Below are 18,153 nucleotides of genomic sequence, written 5' to 3'. Positions count from 1 at the left end.
TGAAAATGTCGCCAAGTTGAAAGCTTAGCGACATTTTTCATTTGATTCGTTCATTTAGAACCATTTCCATTTTTTATCTGCAGCAACACGTGGGTAGTCACTACCTGGTAAGAAATCCCTATGATAATGAACATAGGCTTTACCATCTTTATTGATGGCTATATGCCACTGAGCGCTATCCTTTGGCACGATATCATATAAATCTTTCTTAACATGATATTTCTTGCCATCAATTTCATGGTCACCTTCAGTTAATACTTTCTTGTACTCATATTTTTGGCGATATTGTTTAATAATGTTGTTCCCTATTCGATTTCTATTATATTTTGCATTTTCATCGCCATAAGGTTGAACGTTCATGACCGTTTCGTTTAAACGCAAGTGATTTTGCTTATTGGTTAATGCGATGTTATAGCCTTTATTACTTGTACCTGTCTTTAACCCATCCGTACCAGGTAAATAAAGCGGTTGGCCTTTTAACGATAAATTTGTACTCTTAAACGTATTGCCTTGCTGTGTATCTTGTGTCAACTTAGATATTTGCAATACTTCAGGATGCTTTGAAATAAGCTGTTGCATTAAAATGTTCATATCTTTCGCTGTACTTTTAGGATATTCTTGGTTTTTAAATTTTGATGGTGCGTATTGACCTAACAAGCGATTCTGCGCGCCAGCAGGATTGACAAAATTTGTATTTGTCATATGAAATGATTGAGCTTGTTGATTCATTTTGTTAGTAAATGCATCATTATTGCCACTAATCTTCTCACCTAATATCATCGCAGCAGCATTGCTTGATGCTAATGTTGTTTGTTTGATTAGTGCTTCAATCGTATATACTTGACCTTGTTGCAATGATACTGATGATAAATTTGGTAAATTAGACAGGGTTGCATAATGATTGGTAATTTTTACTTTATCGTTAAGCTTTAATCTTCCATTGTCAATGGCTTCATATGTTAAATATAAGGTCATCATTTTAGACATAGATGCCGGATCAACATGTTGATTTCCCTGGTAATGATATAAAATTTGCCCTTGATCTGTAGTCAACATGACACCACTAGGCTGATATTTCTTACTTATGCTACTATTTTTTTCTTTATTGGCAATCGTTACTGGCGATTCACTCGCGTAACTTATCGACGTATGTAATAGCGCCATCGTAATGATGACGCCTATCCCTTTTACAAATTTACTAAACAATATATCCCCTCTTTTTAAATATTTATAATATTGTACAATACTTTTTATAACAATATTATATGGATATTACAACTATATATAACGCATAATCTTAGAATGCTGTTTCTTATTATGATGATCAACACTAATTTTTAATGATTTAACCAAATTTAAGGGAGTGGGACAGAATTCTTTTTAAATTCGTAGTAACCCCAGCTTGCTTTGCTTGTAGAATTTCTTGATGAAATTCTCTTTGCTGGGGCCCCGACTCCCAGCTTGCTTTGCTTGTAGAATTTCTTAGTGAAATTCTCTTTGCTGAGGCCCCGCCCGCAAGGATAACTAGAACTGAGAAAAGCTTGAATTAAGCGCCTTCTCAGTTCAGTCAGCTACTGCGAATTTGCAAAATAGCATCATCATATTATTTATGTCCCAGGCTCATTTCGCTGTCATTTGTCATAGCGATGAGTCATGTGCCTGTGACTTCTGATTATTTATACGCTTTGTCGCCTTTAAAATAACTACGATCTTCCTTGCTATAAACCTTGTCAGGGTCTACAAATGGTTTCAACTTGTATTTAAAGTCATAGAGATTCAAACCATCGATAGCAACACGATCTTGATATACACTATACTCACCGATATCAGTAAAGTTATTAGGACCTACGCCCGCTAAATATTTGAAACCAGCTTTATGCTCTAGATATTGATAACCTGCAGAGCCCCTATCTTGCGCGCCATGAGGGAAAATAAATAAATCTGTTTGTCCAATGATTGGTGTGACTTCTTTCTTCCAACGTTCGGTATCTTTCACAATACGATCATATGAACTATTGACAAAATCAATGTGCCCCCAAGAATGACTTGCAAATGTCCAACCGTCACGTTTCATTGCTTTTGCAACTTTGATTGCTTGTTCTTTTCGCTCATGATAATCTTTGCTGTCTAACTCATTGGTACGATATCCAAGTACACCGTTATATCCTGTCAAACCAACGACACCCTTTTGTCCATTCAGTGAGAAATCGGGATGATCTTTCACAAAGCGATTTAGAATCGGAACGATATCATTCGTTTCACTTTGTGTTACTTTCCCATCTTTACCTTTTGTTTCAGATACAACGTGATTAGATTTGTCTAAGACTAAGCGGTCTGCATAGCCGTTTCCTCTCATATAATCATAATAATTCATATCATCAATGGATAAAATTAATGGTTTCTTTCCTTTAGGCAGCTTTAATGTTTTCTTCTTAATAGGTTTAGAATTAAAATCATAGGCATCATGTGGATCAATTAATATGTAATGATGCTGATATAACTCATCAAGTGAACGTTTAAATTCATCAACAGTAATCATCCAATCATTATTACCTTTTGCTTGATTTGCTTCACCAGTGAACGCGATCTTAGGATCTGTAATTAACGGATGAAAAAAGACATGCGCCACATCACCTTTATATTCAACCCAATCTTCTTGTCCAGAACTTTTCTTTTTCGCATACATGTTTGCTTCTTTATTTTGCGATGCTTGTTGCGCTTTTTTATCTTGCGTGTGTGATGTCGATTGACATGCACATAAAACAATGGCGAGAACAACTGTGAATACACTCAACAAATATTTCTTAGTCATGCATTTACTCCTTTATATAACAAAGTGATTTTATGCCGATCACTGAATATTATATAACATTTTTATACTATATATAACATATCATTTATAGCTTAACGTAATTTTTACATGACATTAATTTTATTTAATATTAAATTATTTGTTTTTACGCTTTTCAATGAATTTCATAACTAAATTAACTACAATGGCTAGAACAATAATGCTCTTTAATATTAATTCGTAAATTTCCGGCATTGAAAATGTACTAATGAATACAAATACTATGATGAGCACTATCGCAATTTTATCGTATCTATCTAATGTCATTCTATTTCACCTTTTGCTTCATTTTAATTTCCTATATAATTGCAATATACATATAAAAGGAGATGGATATTTTGAGAAAATTATTTGCTGTGGCGTTAGTATTTATTTTAGCCTTAGCTGCTTGTGGTAATAATAGCGATAATAATCGTTCTAATGATGCTAAAGAAGATACTAAATCTTATACAACTGACGATGGGGATAAAATTAAAATTCCTAAGGAACCTAAACGAATCGTTGTTTTAGGTACAACGTATGCCGGTGGTTTAAAAGAACTTGATGCTAACATTCAAGCTGTAGCTAAAAATGTTGATGATAGTTCAGTATTAAAAGATAAATTTAAAGATGTTAAGAAAATTGATCCTGAAAACGTTGAAGCTGTAGCTAAAGCGAAACCAGATTTAATCATTACTTATAATACTGACAAAAACTTGAAAAAATTGAAAAAAATCGCACCTACTGTCGCATTTGATTATATGAAACATGATTATAAAGAACAACATTTAGAATTAGGTAAAATTATCGGTAAAGAAGATAAAGCGCAAAAATGGGTAGATCAATGGGAAGATAAAACCAAAGATGATGGTAAAGAAATTAAGGATGCCATTGGTGAAGATGCTACTGTCTCAATCATCAAAGATTTCGATAAAAAAATCTATGTTTTAGGTAAAACTTATGGTCACGGAAGCGAAGTACTTTACGATTCATTCGGCCTAAAAATGCCAAGTAAAGTTGAAAGTGCAACTAAAAAAGAAGATTTAGCTGATATTTCTGCGGAACAAATTCCAGAAATGGCTGGTGATTATGTCGTAACACCTGTTGCTAAAGGAGCTGACCTTTCATTCGAAAATAAAGATGTTTGGAAAAATACAGACGCAGTTAAAAAAGGACAAACATTTAAAGTTGACGAGGGTGTGTATTGGTTAAACGATCCCTATTCTCTTGACTTTGAACGTAAAGATTTAAAGAAAAAATTATTAGATTCTGCAAGTAAATAGTGCCTTACTTGCAGAAAAACCATCAACCGACCAGAATACCTGGTCGGTTGATGGTTTTTTTATTATAACATTTAATTTGTTTCTTCAACTGATGTCTTGCCAGCGAACATCACAATCCATGTAGCAAATATAAAAGGTGCCGTAAATACAGGTAATCCTACTGGTGCAAGTAACGTTGCGAGTGCACCATGCATTACTACAGTTAATAACAACCCTGTAATGACTGCGATATACGTATTTAATTTCGTCGTAAATATCGCACCCAACGCAATACCTGTAAGTATAGCGTTATAGCCATATAAACCATTCGTAATAGATGGATAGTCACCACCAAGTGCCACAATAAAGATAACAGCTAAGATACTGGAAATGATGGCGTATATACCACCTTTGATTGATCCCAAAAAGATGCCTATTATAATTAACACACTTCCCAGTATAGACGTCACTAGAAAGATTTCACTGAAGTTCGTAGTAATACCACTTAGCCAACTGATATGATTATGACTAATATCTGGATGTTTTACTTGTTGTGGCAATATATCAATTGTCACTTTTAATTTCGAAAATTGAGTTGTCATTGCTAACACTAACCACGTCATCAATACAAATGGAAATGTTAGCATAGGTACACCAAATGGCTTTAACCATTCTCTAATGGCCGCCCCCATAGGCAACGTTAAAATGGTCGCAATTAGCAATACAACCCAAGCTACCATTGTAGATTGAAGGAACAATGCTAAACCAATAGCCGTTAACACAGCATTATACCCTGCTAAGCCATCTTGAATTTCCGCTTCACTATAATTGAAAAAGGGTGCCAATAAGAGCGCTAATACGCTACCTATCATAGCCGCTATACCGATCTCCCATCGAGCCACAAACAAACCAATTAAAATCAGGACCCCTGACCATTTGTTATTCATAAACACAACTTGCGCTATATTTTTTAAAAAAACATCAATATACTTCACAAACTCACCTTACTCTTTTGTTATTACACTTCGTTCTTTTAAATTCTAGCACTATTACTACAACTTACAAAATACTTTTACAAAATTTAATCATGTAGAAATACAATTAGAGTTTGTATTTAAAATAATTGTATGACTATATTGCTTGTACAATATTCTTAACAGTTCTAACATTAAGACTACGAACGTTATTTTCAAATGGAAAGAAGGAATAGATATGCATTTTACTCAGCGTGAACAAGATAAGTTGATGATTGTTGTAGCTGCAGAAGTTGCAAGACGTCGTAAAGCACGTGGTTTAAAGTTAAATCATCCGGAAGCACTCGCTTTAATCAGTGATGAATTACTTGAAGGTGCAAGAGACGGTAAAACCGTAGCCGAATTAATGAGCTATGGCAAAACAATACTAAACGAAGAAGATGTCATGGAAGGTGTTGCAAGCATGATCAAAGAAATTGAAATCGAAGCAACATTTCCAGATGGAACGAAACTCATTACAGTCCATCATCCAATCGTCTAAGGAGGCAATAGTATGATTCCTGGAGAAATTATAGTTAAAAATACTGAAATCGAAATTAATCAAGGACGCGCGGAAACGGTACTTGTTGTTAAAAATACTGGTGACCGTCCCGTACAAGTTGGTTCTCACTTCCACTTCTTTGAAGCTAATAAAGCATTAAATTTTGAACGTGAAAAAGCTTATGGCAAACACTTAGATATTCCCGCTGGTGCAGCCGTACGTTTCGAACCAGGAGACGAGAAAAAAGTTCAACTTGTTGAATATGCAGGCCATCGTAATATATATGGTTTCCGTGGTTTAGTAAATGGCAAAATTGATGAAAGTCGCGTTTACCGTCCTACCGACGAGAATGATGACTACGCCGGTGTATTTCATGACGAAGGCGAAGAAAACGTCAATAAAAAAGGAGGACAAGATTAATGAGTTTTAAAATGACGCAATCTCAATATACCAGTCTTTATGGTCCGACTAAAGGCGATTCAATCCGTCTAGGTGATACAAATTTATTTGCTCAAGTCGAACACGATTATACAAGTTACGGAGATGAAGTCACTTTCGGTGGCGGTAAATCGATTCGTGACGGTATGGGTCAAAATCCTAACGTGACACGTGACGACCGTTATGTTGCAGATTTAGTTATAACAAATGCAGTTATTATTGATTACGATAAAGTAGTTAAAGCAGATATCGGTATTAAGAATGGCTACATCTTTGCTATTGGCCAAGCAGGTAATCCAGATATTATGGATAATATTGATATCATTATTGGTGCGACAACAGATATTATTTCAGCTGAAGGTAAAATTGTGACAGCTGGTGGTATTGATACACACGTTCACTTTATTAATCCAGAACAAGCTGAAGTAGCACTTGAAAGTGGTATCACTACACACATTGGTGGCGGAACTGGTGCATCTGAAGGTACTAAAGCTACGACAGTAACCCCTGGCCCTTGGCATATACATCGCATGCTTGAAGCAGCTGAACAACTCCCTATTAACGTTGGTTTCACTGGTAAAGGTCAAGCTGTTAATCACACTGCGCTCATTGAACAAATTCATGCAGGTGTCATTGGATTGAAAGTTCATGAAGACTGGGGTGCAACACCATCAGCACTTGATCACGCATTAGCCGTTGCAGATGAATTCGATGTTCAAATTGCCCTTCACGCTGATACATTAAATGAAGTTGGATTTATGGAAGATACAATGGCAGCAGTTAAAGGACGTGTCTTACACATGTATCATACTGAAGGTGCAGGTGGTGGACATGCGCCCGACTTAATTAAATCCGCATCATATCCTAATATCTTACCTTCATCTACCAACCCAACATTACCTTACACACAAAATACTGTCGACGAACATTTAGATATGGTAATGATTACACATCACTTAAATGCATCTATTCCTGAAGATATCGCCTTTGCAGATTCTCGTATTAGAAAAGAAACTATCGCAGCTGAAGATGTACTCCAAGATATGGGCGTCTTTAGTATGGTAAGTTCTGACTCACAAGCGATGGGACGTGTAGGCGAAGTGATAACACGTACTTGGCAAGTCGCTCACCGTATGAAAGAACAACGCGGTTTCTTAGATGGTGATGCAGAATACAATGATAACAACCGTATTAAACGTTATATCGCTAAATATACAATTAATCCTGCAATTACACATGGTATTTCAGACTATGTTGGTTCAATCGAAGGTGGTAAATTAGCAGATTTAGTGATGTGGGAACCAGCCTTCTTCGGTGTTAAACCTGAACTAATTGTAAAAGGCGGTTTAATTAATGCAGCGGTTAATGGCGATGCCAACGGTTCAATTCCAACATCAGAACCACAAAAATATCGTAAAATGTATGGCCAATATGGTGGCAATTTACAGCATACTGCCATTACATTTGTTTCTAAAACTGCATTCGAAAGTGGTATCTACCGTAGCTTAAACCTACAACGTATGGTTCGACCTGTTCATGGCATTCGTAATTTAACGAAAAAAGACATGAAGAATAACGATGCTACACCTAAACTTGATGTAGACCCACAAACTTATGAAGTATTTGTTGATGGCGAAAAAGTGACTAGTGAACCTGCTACTGAATTACCGTTAACTCAAAGATACTTCTTATTCTAGGAGGTACGTTTAATGATTATAGAAGAAATTCAAGGAAACATTGCTAATTTACCAGCTGAAGATAAACAAAAGCACGTTGAAAAAGTCTATTTAGAAAACTCTGATTTAGTTAAACGTATTCAACGTGTGACAACAGATCATGGCACAGAAATTGGTATCCGTTTAAAACAACCTATTGATTTACAATATGGTGATATTTTATATCAAGACGAAACAAATATGATTGTGGTTGATGTAAATTCTGAAGACTTACTTGTTATCAAACCACGTACGTTACAAGAAATGGGCGATATCGCACATCAACTTGGCAATCGTCATTTACCTGCACAATTTACAGAAACTGAAATGCTCGTACAATATGATTATTTGGTCGAAGATTTATTAAAATCATTAGGCATTCCTTATAGTCATGAAGACCGTAAAGTTAATAAAGCCTTCAGACATATAGGACATTCACATGATTGATCATTCACATCTTCGATTATTTCAGTTCTGTGATTCACAATTTCCTACAGGTGCATTTAGTCATTCATTCGGTTTAGAAACATACATTCAACGTGATGTAGTGAAAGATGCTAAGACGTTTAAAGCATGGTTACAGCTATTTTTAAATGAGCAATTAACCTACTCAGACGGTTTGGCTATGCGTTTTGTCTATCAAGCGTTAAAAAATGAAAATACAGAAGAAGTATTAAGATTAGATCGCTTAATTTATGTTCAAAGTTTGCCTCGCGAAACACGTGTCGGCACGAAACAAATGGGCACACGTATGGCAAAACTGGCAATGAAACTTTATGATAGCGAATGGATGACGTGGTACCATACGCAAATGACTGAGAAGCGCGCTAAGTTACATCCAGCGATTTGCTTTACAATATTAGGCCATCATTTAGGTATTGATATCGAAACGATTATTGATTATTACTTGTATCAAAATGTTTCAAGTTTAACTCAGAATGCGGTACGTGCAATCCCTCTTGGTCAAACAACGGGGCAACAAGTTGTGTCAGATATGATTCCGCATATTGAACGTACGCGTCAACATATCTTCACATTGAACGAATCAGACTTTGGTGTGACAGCACCAGGATTAGAACTTAATCAAATGGAACATGAGAACGTTAATGTGAGAATCTTTATTTCATAGGAGGTAATATTTATGGCAAATCCAATTAAAATTGGTATTGGTGGTCCTGTTGGTGCAGGTAAAACACAATTAGTAGAAAAATTAGTCCGCCGTCTGTCTAAAGAATTAAGTATCGGTGTTATCACAAATGATATTTATACTAAAGAAGACCAAAAAATCTTGGTCAATACAGGCGTGTTAGCTGAAGATAGAATCATTGGTGTCGAAACAGGTGGCTGTCCACATACAGCTATCCGTGAAGACGCTTCAATGAATTTTGCTGCGATTGATGAATTATTAGAACGTAATGACGACATTGAGTTAATATTTATTGAATCTGGTGGCGATAACTTAGCCGCTACATTCAGTCCAGAATTAGTAGATTTCTCAATTTACATTATCGATGTAGCCCAAGGTGAGAAGATTCCACGTAAAGGTGGTCAAGGTATGATTAAATCTGACTACTTCGTCATTAATAAAACAGACTTAGCGGAATTTGTCGGTGCGTCATTAGACCAAATGGCTGAAGATACGAAGACATTTAGAGGAAATCGTCCATTCACATTCACTAACCTTAAGACAGATGATGGTTTAGACAACGTTATTGAGTGGATTGAACGTGATGTATTACTTAAAGGGTTAGCTTAATGGCTGAAGATATGAAACAAGATACTGAACAATCTTGGACTGGACAGTTAGACCTAACTGTATTCAATAATGGTAAACGTTCTGTTGCACGCGACATCTTCTTTGAAAAAGCGCTAAAAGTCATTCGCCCAGTCTATTTAAATCATTCAACGATTCCTACGTTCTATATTGTGAACGTGGGCGGTGGATACTTAGATGGCGATCGATATCGAATGAATATCAATGTAGATCAAGGCGCAGCAGTGACGCTCACATCACAAGGTGCTACGAAGATTTACAAGACGTTGAATGATCGTGTGGAACAATATCAAACATTCCATATAGCGAAAGATGGATATATGGAATATGTTGGTGACCCAATTATTGCTTACGAACATGCGAAATTCTATCAGCACAATATATTCAAGTTAGATGAAACGGCATCTATGTATTATACAGATATTTTGACGCCTGGCTATTCTATGCGTGATGAACACTTCACATATGATTATATGCATTTATTAAATGAAATTTACGTCGGTGATGAACTCGTCACTTACGATAATTTGCGTATGCATCCAAGTGAAACAGAGATTAGTTCGATTGGTTATATGGAGCATTACACACATTTAGGTTCAGCCTATTTTATTCATCCTGACGTGACGCAAAAGTTAATCGATGAAGTGTATGACGAAATTAAAGGTTATATGAAGCAATATGATTGTCGTCTTGGCATAACACAATTGCCAACACATGGCTTTACCGTGCGTGTATTATCAAATATGACACAGGAAATTGAAGAGATTCTGAATACGGTACAATCTTATATTGCGAATAAATTATACGATCGACAAATCAATTTTTTAAGAAAGTATTAATAAAGCAGAACAGGGAGCGGGACAGATTTTTTTAAAATCGTTGTCCCGCTCCCTGCTTGCTTTGATTGAAAAAGCGATTACGCACTTGACCAACCTTTTACAAAGGTTAAGTGGTCATGATTCATCGCTTTTTGTTTTCATTTTTGTCTCAAGACGTATCCAATTCCTAGTAGCGTCTTGCCATTAAAATGACGTCTTTGTACTAGGAAAGACATTTGAGAAAGGCTATTCGGTATCGCCAAATATATAATTATAGATTTCTTGTGATACTTGTTCGAAGTTATCGACGTTGAGTGAGAGATAGAACTTCAGTTTAGGTTCTGTACCTGATGGTCTCAATGCAATAAAGCCTTCTTTAAAGATGATTCGTATCACATTCGCTTGAGGTAATCGTATTATTTCTTCAGTATGATCTTCTTTATTTACGCGTTTTAATGTCTTATAATCTTCCACTGCAACAACGCTTAATCCTGCTATGATTTCAGGGATATTTTGTCTTAATTGATTCATTAATTCATTAATCTGTTGTTGCCCTTCTTTACCTTCAAAGACTTTAGACATCGGTTTATCACGATATTGCCCTACTTCGTTATGAATCTCTTTTAAAGCGTCGTATAGTGTTTTGCCCTGACTTTTCAAAATAGATGCATACTTAATCATCAACGGCACGATTTGAATAGCATCTTTGTCTCGCACAAAATCATCGGCCAAATAGCCATAGCTTTCTTCATAGGCGAATAGGAAAGATTCTGTATCATCTAATTCACGAATAGCTTTAGCAATATGCTTAAAGCCGATTAAGACTTCCTTCACAGTGACCCCATGTTGTTGCGCAAGACGTTTACCTAACTCACCACTTACAATAGATTGAATAACAACTGAATGCTCCGGTACATTCGTGTGTTCGAGAAGATATTTAATAAGTAACGCGCCGATTTCACTGCCACCAAAGTAATATGTTTGTCCATCTGCATATCGTTCAACAAACCCCATGCGATCGACATCTGGATCTGTTGCAATAATTAAATTCGCATCGCTATCATGTGCTTGTTGAATCGCTAAATCGAAGGCTTCTCGTTCTTCAGGGTTCGCACTTTTCACGGAACTAAAGTCCGGATCAAGTTCACATTGTGATTGCACTAAGCTGACTTGTTTAAAATTCAGATGCTTTAACACGTCTGGAATAATCGGTACTCCGGTACCATGTAAACTCGTATAAACAACCTTTAAGTCAGATTGTGGAATATCTCCTACTAACCGTGTAATTTCATTGATATAATTATCATCAACCGCTTCTGGTAAATCAATAGTGTTCTGCTCAATGCGTTCTTTGTTTAATTTAATATTTAACTCAAGCGGATCACCTAAGTTATTGATATAGTTAGCAACTTCTAATGACGTAGTCTCATCTAATTGTGCGCCATCTGCACCATAAACTTTGATACCATTATAATCTTTAGGGTTGTGGCTTGCTGTAATCATGATACCGGCAGATGTTTGCAAATAGCGCACAGCAAAAGATAGTTGTGGCGTTGTTTTATACCCATCTGCCAGATAAACTTTGATATCATTCGAAGTCAAAATTTGCGTAATAATATGCGCGAATTCTGAAGATAAATGACGGATATCATAGTGAATGACAATTGAAGGATTATCTTCTTTATCTTTTAAGTAATTAGCAATTCCTAATGCCAGACGTTGTATAGTATAGCGATTTAAACGACCTGGACCAAGTCCAAACTGGCCACGAATACCTGCAGTTCCAAAAGCTAATTCAGTTTCAAATCCTTGTTCTTGAAACGTTGTGGTCTGACTATCATAGAATGATGCTACAAGACTGTCATCTTTATATTTCATCCAATTGTCTTTCATCATATACTCCTTTCATACTTATGCGGATGTCTTATTATTCTATTTCAGTATACTGGATATTTAAAAAAGTTTCATTTCATTAGTAAATAATCTCTATTTAGTAATCTTTTATGCTGGCCGAATTAAACTTGCAATAAGTTACTCATAGTGATATAATACATTCATAAATTAATTCCATTGGCAACACCAAACCCCTCACTAGGTCCATAGTGAGGGGTTTTATGGTGTGTTAGACGGTGTCGCTTATTTTCTATTACGGTTGTCTAACCAATATTTAAAAGCCGTAACAATACATCCTGTAATAACAGGACCAATGATGGTTAAAAAAATTAACTCCATTGGCATCACACCTCCTTCCGTCGAAATTACCGCCGGAAGCGCTAGCGACGCCTTGATTATAGCACCAACGTGTAAAATCACTCTACGTTGCAAATTTTTGATTATTAGCTACTACATTAGCATTTAATTTAATAAATTCTCGATTATTTATAGAAAACTGTTCTATTTACTCTAGAATAATTGATATTTACTATCTTTCTGAGTTTTTATTACTTACTGAAATTGATAGCTTTCATGACCTTTCGCAAAGGCTTCAACGGTATAAATCATAGAACCACCTTCTGAGCCGTTCTCAATGTCATTGGTACAAATAAGCAATTGGTTTGTTCCAGGGATAAATTGTGGATGTGTTGAACGTAACATTTTACCTTCATCACGCCCTGGCATTAAGATTTGACCAATAGGATAGCCACGTTTATTAAAGACTAAGACACGTCCTTGGCCATACATCGCGACATATAAATTATCATCACTATCAATACATACTGAATCTGGTCCTTCATGGCCAGTAAAGTAATATGGAATCGTTGCGCCAAACGGTGCAATTGTCACACCATCGTCTTCTAATTGAATACGATGAAGTCGATTTGTCGTTGTTTCTGTCACCCATAGTACTTTTTCATCCGTACTTAACGCTACTCCGTTTGCTACTGAAATATTCTGAATGACTGGGGTCACTGTCTTGAAGTCAGGTGAAACGTAGTAGACGCCACCTTTAGGATTTGTAGAATAACCTCTGAAATCAGTGAAATAGAAACCACCTTTACTATCAAAGACCATGTCATCAATACAATATTCCGTGTTGAGTTCTGAAATAATTTCTTCAAACTGTTCACCATGTTCATCAGTAGCGAAGATGCCGCCTGTTGACTCAAAGTCACCTAAATAACATGTAAATAAACGTCCATCTTTATGTATTTTGACTGCAGCTGGATTTTGTTTTGTTGATTGAAATGCTGTTGAAACTTCTTTTGTATTTATATCAACTTTAAAAATTTTACCGCCAAATACTTCACATAAGAACAAATTATGATTTCTATCAAAGATGAGACCTTCTAATTGCAATCCTTCATCTGAAATTTTTAACCAAGGTTCTGCCGTTACAGTTTGTAATTCACTTTCAGAAATAATAGGTACTGCACTTTTTGATGCTCCAGTATATGTTAATTTTGGTAAAGATTGATTTGTCATTATTAACATTTCCTCCCTTTGTGAAAAGTATCGTTTACATTCATTATAATCCTTTAATAAACTTTCTACTTATCGTACTACATGTAATCGTTTTCAAAAAGTAATTATACTTCTAACATAGGTCTATTGCCCTATTTTAAAAACTGAAATATTGAAAGTTATTGTAAATTTGATAAAATAATATAATGTTGATTTTTATAAAAAGATAAATAAATGAATCATTAAATGATATAGCTTGCCTTTACGATAAATAATAATTTTTAGAGGAGAATCAGAAAATGGATTATAGAGTGTTATTATATTACAAATACACAACGATTGATGACCCAGAAACATTTGCTGCTGAGCATTTAGAATTCTGTAAAGCAAATAACTTAAAAGGTCGAATTCTAGTATCTACAGAAGGTATCAATGGTACGTTATCAGGTACGAAAGAAGATACAGATCAATATATCGAACATATGCATGCAGATGAACGTTTCGCAGATATGACGTTCAAAATTGACGAAGCTGAAGGTCATGCTTTCAAAAAAATGCATGTTCGCCCAAGAAATGAAATTGTTGCACTTGGTTTAGAGGACGATGTTGATCCACGTGTCACAACTGGTAAATACTATTCACCTAGTGAATTTAAAGAAGCATTGGAAGATGAAGATACTGTTATTTTAGATGCACGTAATGACTATGAATTTGATTTAGGTCACTTCCGCGGTGCAATCCGTCCAGATATTACACGTTTCAGAGATTTACCAGATTGGATTCGTGAGAATAAAGACCAATTAGATGGTAAAAATATCGTAACGTATTGCACAGGTGGTATCCGTTGTGAAAAATTCTCAGGCTGGTTAGTAAAAGAGGGCTTCGAGAATGTTGGTCAATTACATGGCGGTATTGCAACATATGGTAAAGATCCTGAGACTAAAGGTGAATATTGGGACGGTAAAATGTACGTCTTCGATGAACGTATTAGCGTAGACGTCAACCAAGTTGAGAAAACAGTGATTGGTAAAGAACACTTTGACGGCACACCATGCGAGCGTTATATTAACTGCTCAAACCCTGAATGTAACAAGCAAATTCTTGTTTCAGAAGAAAATGAAGCTAAATATCTTGGCGCATGTTCATATGATTGCGCGAAACATGAACGTAACCGTTATGTAGCTAAAAATAATATAAGTGATGAAGAATGGAATCGTCGTTTAGACAACTTTAAAGACGTACCAGAACACGCTCACGCATAGAGGTCTGAACCAAAGCGTTAGGAGATAGTTAAACACTGCCTCCTAACGCTTATTTTTTAGGCTTAATCTTATTAGAGATATTTTTGAAAGTGGTATGTAATTCTTTATGAAATCGTTGTATGCTCCTACTAATTTGTTTGCAAAATTTTTTGGGAGTTTTTATTTTGGAACTTTTGTTATATCAATGATCGTTGACTATTATGGTATTATTTGGGCCTATATTATTTGCTTTAGTATGTATATATTAACTTTTATTTTAGGACTCTTTTTCCGAAAATATTTTAAAATTGAAATACATAAACAGACATCTTATAATTGATAATAATTCTCACTTTGGATATGGAGGCTATTGTATATGTGTACAGGTTTTACGTTTCAAGCTAAAAACGGTGATGTAATTTTAGGTCGTACGATGGATTATGATTATCCTTTAACTGGTCATCCAGCTGTGCAACCACGTCACTACTATTGGAAATCTCGTGTAGATTATAAAGGGATAACGAAGTATGGTTTCACTGGTGCTGGTTCTGATATGGAAGGGTTTATTTTCGGAGATGGTGTAAATGAGCATGGCCTTGCAATTTCGAATCAATATGACCGTGGCTATGCATCCTATGCGCATGACATACGTGACGGCTTTATCAATATTTCTCAAACCGAAGTATTAACATGGGTACTTGGATATAACCAAACGATTGCCGAACTGATTGAGCAAGCTGATCAGGTCAATGTAGTCGCACATACATTAAATGATATTAATGAAGCACCACCTTTACATTATCATGTTTCTGATGCGACTGGTCGTACTGTAGAGATTACATTTGTAGAAGGACGCATTGTCGTGCACGAGAATCCAGTGGGCGTACTTACCAATAGTCCTGATTTAAATTGGCATTACGAGAACTTGAAGAACTATGCGAATGTGACGCCTTACAAACCCCAATATAAACGCTATAAAAATTTATATATTGGAAATGAAAGTGGTACGTCTGGACTACCAGGTGGCTACACGTCAGCAGAACGTTATGTAAGAGCGGCTTATCTCGTAAATAATATGTTGCCTGACGATGGTGATGATGTGGTGTTAGATGCTTTTAGAATTCTTGATAACGTCAGCATTCCTAAAGGAGCAGTTCGCCCTTCTGAACATGAATTCCACTATACGCTATACCAAACTGTATTTAACTTAACGTCACGTACGTTATATGTAAAATACTACAATTCTAATCGTATCGCTGAATTACAATTAACAGAGGATTTATTAAACAGCGACGATTTAGTTATATTTGATCCGATTCCGCAAGGATTGTCTACAGATAAAGTAAATTAATTATCTATAAACAAACAAGCGTGGCTGATTAAAAAGCCACGCTTGCTTGTTTATGCTTTAACGTTTTTAGGGATAAGAATAAATGCCGAAACGAGGCCAAGTACCATAATAATTGCACCTACTAAGGAGGAAATCATTGCTGACATTTCTACTGAGTAGAACTGTTGGCATACTGTAAATACAGTTGTATTTAATGCAATACCAAAGGCGCCCCCAAGTGTAGCACCCATCTTATATAAACCTGTCGCAAAGCTTACTTTTTCTTCTGGCATGTTAAACACCGCAATGGTTAATCCTGGAGTTGCTACCAATCCATTACCAATTGCACAAACCACGAATGCGAACGTTACAACACCAACATACCAACTTGGTGATAAGAATGTACAACTAATAAGAATAATACCAATTGCCGGGAATAATGGTCCTGCAATCAACATGCTTTTACCACCATATTTTTGAATTGCTTTTTCACCTAAACGAATCATTGCAATCGCCATGAAGACGTACGGCACAGTGACTAACCCCGTTTGTGCTTCACTCATGCCAAATTGCTTTTGCGCATAGCCATTGAAGACAACTGTAGTCCCAACGCCTGTGTTAAGTACGAAATTATTAATCGTTGATCCTAGAAATGCTCGGTTTTTTACAATCGAGAAATCAATAAATGGTGTGGTTTTGCCTTTTTCAAAAAGATAGAACACAATTAAGGCAATGAGACCAATAGCAGCAACAGATAATGTGAAACTACTCGTCCAACCATATGTAAATCCTTGTGTCATCAGCAACATCAAGCAAGCAATGACGACACCAAAGATGATCATACCTATATAATCAAAAGGCTGATGATTACGTTCCGAACGTGGTGTTTCCTTTCTACGACTTAAAATATAGATTGCGATCACTGACAAAATGATTGAAATTACAAAGATCATTTGCCAACTCAATAAACTAGAAATAAGACCGCCAACATAGGAAGAAAATCCAATTCCGCCAACTGTCGCAATCATCATAAAACTATAAGCTTTACGCAAATCTTGTCCTTTAAATTTATCTGATACTAAACCAATCGTTGAAGGCAAGAGTATCGCAGCTGACAGCCCTTGAAAGATTCGTCCAATAATTAAAAAGGGTGTTGCTGGCACAATGATCAGGCTAAGACAGCCGATGATACTAAAGATAAGACCTAATATCGTCATTTTCAGGTTGCCGACTTTATCAGCAATATCCCCTGCTCCTACCATGAAAATACCAGTTACAAAAGCGACTAAACTGATTGATAGATTTAATGTTGAATCCGCAGCACTAAACGTCTTTTGAACGCTTGAGCCAATATTAATAAATGATTGCGCAAACAACCAATATGTTAACACTGCAAAACTAGCCGCAATGATTAATTTACCATCAAACTTACTTTGATGCGATTTCACATCTGACACTTCCTTTACATAATATAATCAATCTAGATAATGAGAATTATTCTCATTTAACCTTAGTTATTATATCACGTATGCAGAGAAAGTATATAGGAAAATAAGATTCCAAAGTTACACACTTTGTTCTATTATATTAATCAATAATTTGTCATAACTTTATTAGTTTTATTACTTATAAAGTTCATTTAAACTTATGATAAAAAAATCAATTGACTTATATATTCATAATAAAAAGAGTCCGGGACATAAAGTTCTTGGATAAGTGAATAAAAGACAATTTCTATTGAAATGATATAGAAATTGTCTTTTTTATAAATTTTTTGATTATTTTCAGCTGGTTGAGCTACTACTTTTCTTATATTAAGTGCCATTAA

At 35.6% G+C, this 18,153-nt stretch carries 18 protein-coding genes and 1 pseudogene; 10 read left to right on the top strand and 9 right to left on the bottom strand.

Annotated elements, in window-relative coordinates; translation table 11 throughout:
* Window positions 1-54 precede the first annotated feature (54 nt).
* From pbp4 to KA858_RS01505, 3 genes are all read right to left on the bottom strand, one after another.
* A complete protein-coding gene (gene pbp4 / locus KA858_RS01515; protein WP_210134827.1) occupies window positions 55-1,206 on the bottom strand; it encodes a penicillin-binding protein PBP4 in 1,152 nt (383 codons plus the stop codon).
* Between the two features lie 466 nt (window positions 1,207-1,672).
* Window positions 1,673-2,812: a polysaccharide deacetylase family protein gene (locus KA858_RS01510; protein ID WP_210134826.1), complete on the bottom strand. Its 1,140-nt coding sequence runs from the start codon at window positions 2,810-2,812 to the stop codon at window positions 1,673-1,675.
* 135 nt (window positions 2,813-2,947) lie between these two features.
* Window positions 2,948-3,118, bottom strand: coding sequence for a hypothetical protein (locus KA858_RS01505; protein ID WP_158261804.1), 171 nt, complete (start codon window positions 3,116-3,118; stop codon window positions 2,948-2,950).
* A gap of 71 nt (window positions 3,119-3,189) precedes the next feature.
* Here KA858_RS01505 and KA858_RS01500 point away from each other — a divergent pair, with 71 nt between their 5' ends.
* Complete coding sequence (locus tag KA858_RS01500; protein ID WP_210134825.1) at window positions 3,190-4,113, top strand: ABC transporter substrate-binding protein; 924 nt, start codon at window positions 3,190-3,192, stop codon at window positions 4,111-4,113.
* 71 nt (window positions 4,114-4,184) lie between these two features.
* Here the strand turns inward: KA858_RS01500 and yut are convergent, their stop codons facing one another.
* Window positions 4,185-5,087 carry an urea transporter gene (yut, locus tag KA858_RS01495; RefSeq protein ID WP_210134824.1) on the bottom strand — a complete coding sequence of 301 codons (903 nt, stop codon included), beginning with the start codon at window positions 5,085-5,087 and terminating at the stop codon, window positions 4,185-4,187.
* Between the two features lie 217 nt (window positions 5,088-5,304).
* Here yut and KA858_RS01490 point away from each other — a divergent pair, with 217 nt between their 5' ends.
* Genes KA858_RS01490 through KA858_RS01460 form a run of 7 tightly spaced genes read left to right on the top strand, consistent with a single transcriptional unit; the run spans window position 5,305 to window position 10,373 of the window.
* On the top strand, window positions 5,305-5,607 hold the full coding sequence (locus tag KA858_RS01490) for an urease subunit gamma (RefSeq protein WP_053030032.1): 303 nt from the start codon (window positions 5,305-5,307) through the stop codon (window positions 5,605-5,607).
* 12 nt (window positions 5,608-5,619) lie between these two features.
* Window positions 5,620-6,027 (top strand): urease subunit beta, encoded by a 408-nt coding sequence (locus KA858_RS01485; protein WP_107629267.1) that lies wholly within the window; start codon window positions 5,620-5,622, stop codon window positions 6,025-6,027.
* Window positions 6,027-7,742, top strand: coding sequence for an urease subunit alpha (gene ureC / locus KA858_RS01480; RefSeq protein ID WP_210134823.1), 1,716 nt, complete (start codon window positions 6,027-6,029; stop codon window positions 7,740-7,742). Before KA858_RS01485 ends, ureC begins: the two co-directional genes overlap by 1 nt.
* A gap of 12 nt (window positions 7,743-7,754) precedes the next feature.
* The gene (gene ureE / locus KA858_RS01475; protein WP_107629269.1) at window positions 7,755-8,207 is read left to right on the top strand and encodes an urease accessory protein UreE; all 453 of its coding nucleotides are present in this window, start codon (window positions 7,755-7,757) and stop codon (window positions 8,205-8,207) included.
* Window positions 8,200-8,889: an urease accessory protein UreF gene (locus tag KA858_RS01470; RefSeq protein ID WP_210134822.1), complete on the top strand. Its 690-nt coding sequence runs from the start codon at window positions 8,200-8,202 to the stop codon at window positions 8,887-8,889. The genes ureE and KA858_RS01470 overlap by 8 nt, the downstream gene beginning before the upstream one ends.
* Window positions 8,890-8,901: 12 nt before the next feature.
* On the top strand, window positions 8,902-9,516 hold the full coding sequence (ureG, locus tag KA858_RS01465) for an urease accessory protein UreG (protein WP_053030037.1): 615 nt from the start codon (window positions 8,902-8,904) through the stop codon (window positions 9,514-9,516).
* Window positions 9,516-10,373, top strand: a complete 858-nt coding sequence (locus KA858_RS01460) for an urease accessory protein UreD (RefSeq protein WP_210134821.1) — start codon at window positions 9,516-9,518, stop codon at window positions 10,371-10,373. The genes ureG and KA858_RS01460 overlap by 1 nt, the downstream gene beginning before the upstream one ends.
* A gap of 225 nt (window positions 10,374-10,598) precedes the next feature.
* On the opposite strand, the gene KA858_RS01455 is transcribed toward KA858_RS01460, so the two are convergent.
* From KA858_RS01455 to KA858_RS01445, 3 genes are all read right to left on the bottom strand, one after another.
* On the bottom strand, window positions 10,599-12,245 hold the full coding sequence (locus tag KA858_RS01455) for a phospho-sugar mutase (RefSeq protein WP_210134820.1): 1,647 nt from the start codon (window positions 12,243-12,245) through the stop codon (window positions 10,599-10,601).
* Window positions 12,246-12,488: 243 nt separating this feature from the next.
* Entirely contained in the window at window positions 12,489-12,590 is a 102-nt protein-coding gene (locus KA858_RS01450) for a type I toxin-antitoxin system Fst family toxin (RefSeq protein WP_275126180.1), read from the bottom strand.
* A gap of 207 nt (window positions 12,591-12,797) precedes the next feature.
* Window positions 12,798-13,775: an SMP-30/gluconolactonase/LRE family protein gene (locus tag KA858_RS01445; protein ID WP_210134819.1), complete on the bottom strand. Its 978-nt coding sequence runs from the start codon at window positions 13,773-13,775 to the stop codon at window positions 12,798-12,800.
* 278 nt (window positions 13,776-14,053) lie between these two features.
* Here KA858_RS01445 and trhO point away from each other — a divergent pair, with 278 nt between their 5' ends.
* Window positions 14,054-15,016 carry an oxygen-dependent tRNA uridine(34) hydroxylase TrhO gene (trhO, locus tag KA858_RS01440; protein WP_210134818.1) on the top strand — a complete coding sequence of 321 codons (963 nt, stop codon included), beginning with the start codon at window positions 14,054-14,056 and terminating at the stop codon, window positions 15,014-15,016.
* Between the two features lie 355 nt (window positions 15,017-15,371).
* A complete protein-coding gene (locus KA858_RS01435; protein WP_210134817.1) occupies window positions 15,372-16,346 on the top strand; it encodes a choloylglycine hydrolase family protein in 975 nt (324 codons plus the stop codon).
* A gap of 50 nt (window positions 16,347-16,396) precedes the next feature.
* Here the strand turns inward: KA858_RS01435 and KA858_RS01430 are convergent, their stop codons facing one another.
* Together KA858_RS01430 and KA858_RS01425 are read right to left on the bottom strand one after the other, a co-directional pair.
* Window positions 16,397-17,773, bottom strand: a complete 1,377-nt coding sequence (locus tag KA858_RS01430; protein ID WP_210134816.1) for an MFS transporter — start codon at window positions 17,771-17,773, stop codon at window positions 16,397-16,399.
* Between the two features lie 197 nt (window positions 17,774-17,970).
* A pseudogene (locus KA858_RS01425) lies at window positions 17,971-18,153 on the bottom strand (IS5/IS1182 family transposase); the annotation flags it as partial.

The organism is Staphylococcus sp. GDX8P80P (assembly GCF_017893095.1).
Classification (GTDB): domain Bacteria; phylum Bacillota; class Bacilli; order Staphylococcales; family Staphylococcaceae; genus Staphylococcus; species Staphylococcus borealis.
The sequence above is the reverse complement of the archived record's forward strand: the minus strand, read 5'-3'. Positions and strand labels throughout refer to the sequence as shown.

What these genes read in the sequence shown, in the direction of transcription:
- KA858_RS01510 (WP_210134826.1), bottom strand. Translation starts at nt 2,812, where the DNA reads ATGACTAAGAAATATTTGTTGAGTGTATTCACAGTTGTTCTCGCCATT.
- KA858_RS01505 (WP_158261804.1), bottom strand. Translation starts at nt 3,118, where the DNA reads ATGACATTAGATAGATACGATAAAATTGCGATAGTGCTCATCATAGTA.
- KA858_RS01490 (WP_053030032.1), top strand. Translation starts at nt 5,305, where the DNA reads ATGCATTTTACTCAGCGTGAACAAGATAAGTTGATGATTGTTGTAGCT.
- KA858_RS01485 (WP_107629267.1), top strand. Translation starts at nt 5,620, where the DNA reads ATGATTCCTGGAGAAATTATAGTTAAAAATACTGAAATCGAAATTAAT.
- ureC (WP_210134823.1), top strand. Translation starts at nt 6,027, where the DNA reads ATGAGTTTTAAAATGACGCAATCTCAATATACCAGTCTTTATGGTCCG.
- ureE (WP_107629269.1), top strand. Translation starts at nt 7,755, where the DNA reads ATGATTATAGAAGAAATTCAAGGAAACATTGCTAATTTACCAGCTGAA.
- KA858_RS01470 (WP_210134822.1), top strand. Translation starts at nt 8,200, where the DNA reads ATGATTGATCATTCACATCTTCGATTATTTCAGTTCTGTGATTCACAA.
- ureG (WP_053030037.1), top strand. Translation starts at nt 8,902, where the DNA reads ATGGCAAATCCAATTAAAATTGGTATTGGTGGTCCTGTTGGTGCAGGT.
- KA858_RS01460 (WP_210134821.1), top strand. Translation starts at nt 9,516, where the DNA reads ATGGCTGAAGATATGAAACAAGATACTGAACAATCTTGGACTGGACAG.
- KA858_RS01455 (WP_210134820.1), bottom strand. Translation starts at nt 12,245, where the DNA reads ATGAAAGACAATTGGATGAAATATAAAGATGACAGTCTTGTAGCATCA.
- KA858_RS01450 (WP_275126180.1), bottom strand. Translation starts at nt 12,590, where the DNA reads ATGCCAATGGAGTTAATTTTTTTAACCATCATTGGTCCTGTTATTACA.
- KA858_RS01445 (WP_210134819.1), bottom strand. Translation starts at nt 13,775, where the DNA reads ATGACAAATCAATCTTTACCAAAATTAACATATACTGGAGCATCAAAA.
- trhO (WP_210134818.1), top strand. Translation starts at nt 14,054, where the DNA reads ATGGATTATAGAGTGTTATTATATTACAAATACACAACGATTGATGAC.
- KA858_RS01435 (WP_210134817.1), top strand. Translation starts at nt 15,372, where the DNA reads ATGTGTACAGGTTTTACGTTTCAAGCTAAAAACGGTGATGTAATTTTA.